This window comes from Polaromonas sp. P3_C2 (genome assembly GCF_056402675.1).
Genome location: NZ_JBFUGX010000354.1, coordinates 1 through 4,340 on the forward strand (window position 1 = coordinate 1; position 4,340 = coordinate 4,340).

The window sequence follows — 4,340 nt, forward strand, 5'->3', positions numbered from 1 at the left end:
GTTACGGCTATTTGTTCCTGACGGTATTTCTGTGGCTCGGGCTCTGGCTCAAACTGACGATTCACACAATTTTCAATTACCCATATGTCGAGCCCATCGGATTGTTCGAGGGTGCGCCAGCAGCGTGGGACGAAGTACTGCTGGTGGCAAGCGTGGCCAGCTTGGGTGTCATTGCTGGCGGCATAGCCTATGCAGGCCTGGCAAGGCGTATCAGCCCCACGCGTGAGGAAAAGAAACTCATTGTGCCCTCATGGTACGAACCAAATCGGAAATGGCTATGGCTTGCGCTGGCGCTCGCGACGGCAGGCGTGCTGGTTGTCAATCTGGCATACGGAATACATCGAATCGGCCTTGCGCCAAAAGCGTCTCTGATGTGGCCGCTGAACTCGGTAGTAGCCTGGCTGCTCAACATCGGCCTGGCTACTTTCGTTGCCCTTTTTGCCTGGTGGGACATCACGCTCGGGAAGAATCCCGCCTTGGCAGCTTATGGCATTTTGATTGAAGCTTTTCTCTCGAGCACGTCGATCCTGAGCCGGGCAGCCTATATCTTTCACGCCGTTCCACAACTTTTCGTTTTACACCAATTCAGGCACAAGCTGGCGGGCTGGTCGCGCCTGAAAACAATCATGCTTGCCGCTGCCTTTTGCGGGCTGCTGGTGATATCCATATCGGCCGTCACGACATTCCGGAACTATTTCTACCAGACCGGTCTGTATACAAGCACGGCCTATCACGAGGCCTACTACCGTTGGGAAATTGTCAGCGGCCATCTCGGTACGCTGGAGGCCCAACTCAAAATTGCGCCGGCAGAGGAACGTCCGCCCATCATTGAATTAATGCGAAAACTGAATATCGAGAAAATACAGCTGGAAGCGATCATGGCCGCCGAAAAGAAGAAATGGGCGGAAGCCATGGGCACGGATTCAGCGCAATCCCGGCTGTTACTCAATGAGTTTGGTTATCAGCTGACCGACGGTTTTTCGGCCCGCCTCTTGCAGCTAAGCGTTGACAGATGGATAGGCCTGGAGGGCCTGATGGCCGTGCAGGCCTATCCAGGCAAGGACCCGGCGCTCTTGCGTCGCGGTTTTCTGGAGAAGCCGGCGATAGGAAAACCCGATATCTACCAAAGCATCTCGAAGTCTGTGTACCTCAAGTCCGACGGTACAAAATTCAGATTTGCAAGCCTGCCTGGCGGGCCGGCCTTCCTCTATTACAGCAATTCGCTCTGGATTGTCGCGCTCGGAATGGTTATTTTTACGTTCCTGGTGCTGCTTGTCGAGCTTTTGATACGAACCTTGACCCGCAACCCCATTCTCTGTTCGCTTTACGGCGTCGTGATGGCCAGCACCGCTGTTCAATTCGGCGTGGCTCCGCAGCAAAGCATTCCTTATTTTCTGGTTCTCGGCTGCGGTATCCTGCTGGTATGGACGGTCCATACGCATGGTTTTGCGTTCGCTCTGTACAAGTTGAAACTGGCAAAAGCCCCGCCACCACGTGACAACTAAAACGGCAACAACCCTTTTTGTCCACGCCACCAATGTGCACTCCGGCGGAGGGCAGTCGTTGCTGCGCGCGCTGCTTGAGGCTCTGCCGGCTGGTCGTGACACAACTGCGTTGCTCGATAGCCGCATGCCAGTGCCGAAGACTCATCTTCCGCATCTGAAAGTCATTACTGTTGCGCCGACCGTGTGGCGTCGTTTCTGGGCTGAATGGTGGCTTTCCAAATCCGTGGGGGCGGCTGACCTCGTGCTGTGCTTCGGCAATTTGCCACCGCTCTTCAGGCTGAAAGGGCGCACCGTGGTGTTCGTGCAGAACCGTTATCTCGTCGACCCGGTGACGCTCGCCAGCTTCCCTCTCAGGACACGCCTGCGGCTGTTGATCGAAAGGGCATGGTTCGCCCACAAGGCCCAAAACGCGCAAGCCTTCGTCGTGCAAACTCCTTCAATGCGCGACCTGCTGAATGCCTCTGGTCTGGCAAAGGGCAAACCGGTTTCGGTACTGCCCTTTGTGAGCACCAGCGCCGGCTATGAGAGAAACAGCACCCCGAAGGCATGCGATAGCGCATGCGGCTTCATCTATGTAGCTTCAGGTGAGCCTCACAAAAATCACAAGCGGCTCATGGAAGCCTGGATTTTGTTGGCGGATGACGGCATGCATCCTTGGCTTTGGCTGACTGTCGACGCCAATGCCCACCCTGAACTCTGCGCATGGATCGATGAAAAGAAGGCCCGTTACGGTCTGAATGTTGAAAACCTCGGCGCGAGGCCACACGACGAAATCCTGCGCCTCTACGCCCAGGCGAAGGTACTGGTTTATCCGTCACTGTTCGAGTCGTTCGGCCTGCCACTGATCGAAGCGCGCCAGGCGGGCCTGGCAATCCTGGCGTCAGAACTCGATTACGTACGCGACGTGGTCGACCCCGAGCAGGTATTCGACCCCCATTCACCGGTCTCCATTGCCAGGGCAGTGAAGCGCTTTCTCGGCCAAAGCGAGCAGCCCCTTCCGCTCATGAACGCCGGCGAATTCCTCGCCCATGTTTTCCCCGAAGAGTGACCCAATTGCGTATCCTGATCGTCAGCCAGTATTTCTGGCCAGAAAGCTTTCGCATCAACGATGTCGCGAAAACGCTCGTTGAAAAGGGCTTCGAGGTCGATGTATTGACCGGCAAGCCCAATTATCCCGAAGGTTCGGTTTTTCCCGGCTACCGGGCCTGGGGCTGCCAGCGTGAATCATGGGCCGGCCTCTCGATATACCGGGTACCCCTTGCGCCGCGCCGGAAAAAGGGCGCGTTGAACCTGGTCTTCAACTATCTGTCGTTTGTCGCCTCAGGCACTCTTTTTGGTGCGTGGCAGCTGCGCGGCAAACGCTACGACGTCATTTTTGCCTACGGTACTTCGCCAATCCTCCAGGCGATCCCGGCGTTGTTCCTCGGTTGGCTGAAAAACTGCAAGGTTGCCGTCTGGGTCCAGGATCTCTGGCCGGAAAGTCTGGAGGCCACGGGTTATGTGCGTAATCGGCGTGCACTGGCATTGGTGAGGTCCGTCGTTCAGAGCATTTACGCAGGTACCGACCTGCTTCTGGTGCAATCACAGGCATTTGTACCCAAGGTTCGCGAACTGGCCGGCGGCACACCGATCGCCTATTACCCGAATTCGGTCGACCCGCTATTTGCCGCGCCCGGCGACGCACCAGCGCCACCGATACCGGTTATGGACAGCGGCGCGTTTTGCGTCGTATTCGCCGGCAATATCGGCGCCGGGCAGGCCGTCGAGGCCATTGTCGAGGCCGCTACCCTGCTCCGCGAGCGTCCGGATGTCCAGTTTGTGGTCGTCGGCCAGGGCAGCCGCCAGGCCTGGATGGCCGAAGAAGCTGCGGCACGCGGGCTCACCAACCTGCACCTGCCCGGCCGTTTCCCGGTCGAATTGATGCCCGGCCTCATGCAAAAGGCCTCAGCGTTACTCGTAACCCTGACCGATCAACCGATTTTCGCGGCGACCATTCCCAACAAGATCCAGGCCTATATGGCCGCTGGACGACCGATAATTGCCTGTTTGAACGGGGAAGGTGCCCGCGTCGTCGAGGAAGCTGGGGCTGGCCTTTCGGTTCCGGCCGAGAATGCGCCGGCCCTGRCCGCCGCGGTGATTCGGCTGGCTGAGATGAGTGCACCAGAACGCGCCACTCTTGGCGCCAACGGCCAACGGTATTTCAAAGAGCATTTCGACCATGACATGCTGACACTTCAGCTCATGGACCATTTCCGCGCACTGGCGGAATCTTCTTGAGGTTTTTCGATGAGAGTTCTTGTATTGGGTGCCAGCGGCATGATCGGCAGCGCCATGATCCGCGTCTTGAGCCAGAAAAAGGATTGGCAGGTCTTCGGCAGCATGCGAAATGCCGCGGCGCTGCGCTTTTTTGAGCCCGCCATCGCCGAGCGCATGCTGACCTTTGTCGATATCAACGACCGCGACAGCGTCATCCGCGCATTTGCCCACGCCCGGCCTGACGTGGTCGTTAACTGTATCGGCCTGACCAAGCACCATACCGAAGCTGATGATCCGTTGCTCGCGATTCCCATCAATGCGTTGCTGCCACACCAGCTCGCCGGGCTGTGCCTGGCGGCGTCGGCACGTTTGATCCATATCAGCACCGACTGCGTCTTCTCGGGCGCCAAGGGACACTACATCGAAGCCGACGCGGCCGATGCAAAAGATGTCTATGGCAAGTCCAAGCTCCTGGGCGAGGTGCTGGGCCAGGGCGCGATCACTTTGCGCACCTCGACAATAGGCCACGAATTGCAAAGCGCTTACGGGTTGCTGGAATGGTTCCTTGCACAACAGGGT

The 4,340-nt window shown here is 57.8% G+C and carries 4 protein-coding genes; all 4 read left to right on the forward strand.

Annotated elements, in window-relative coordinates; all coding sequences use genetic code 11:
* A partial coding sequence (locus AC1DWI_RS14870) for a hypothetical protein (RefSeq protein ID WP_477725109.1) occupies window positions 1-1,505 on the forward strand: 1,505 nt, incomplete at its 5' end.
* Window positions 1,495-2,553 (forward strand): glycosyltransferase, encoded by a 1,059-nt coding sequence (locus AC1DWI_RS14875; protein WP_477668530.1) that lies wholly within the window; start codon window positions 1,495-1,497, stop codon window positions 2,551-2,553. The genes AC1DWI_RS14870 and AC1DWI_RS14875, both read left to right, overlap by 11 nt.
* 5 nt (window positions 2,554-2,558) lie before the next feature.
* A complete protein-coding gene (locus AC1DWI_RS14880) occupies window positions 2,559-3,782 on the forward strand; it encodes a glycosyltransferase family 4 protein (RefSeq protein ID WP_477725110.1) in 1,224 nt (407 codons plus the stop codon).
* 9 nt (window positions 3,783-3,791) lie between these two features.
* On the forward strand, window positions 3,792-4,340 hold a 549-nt coding region (locus tag AC1DWI_RS14885), incomplete at its 3' end, for a dTDP-4-dehydrorhamnose reductase family protein (protein ID WP_477725111.1).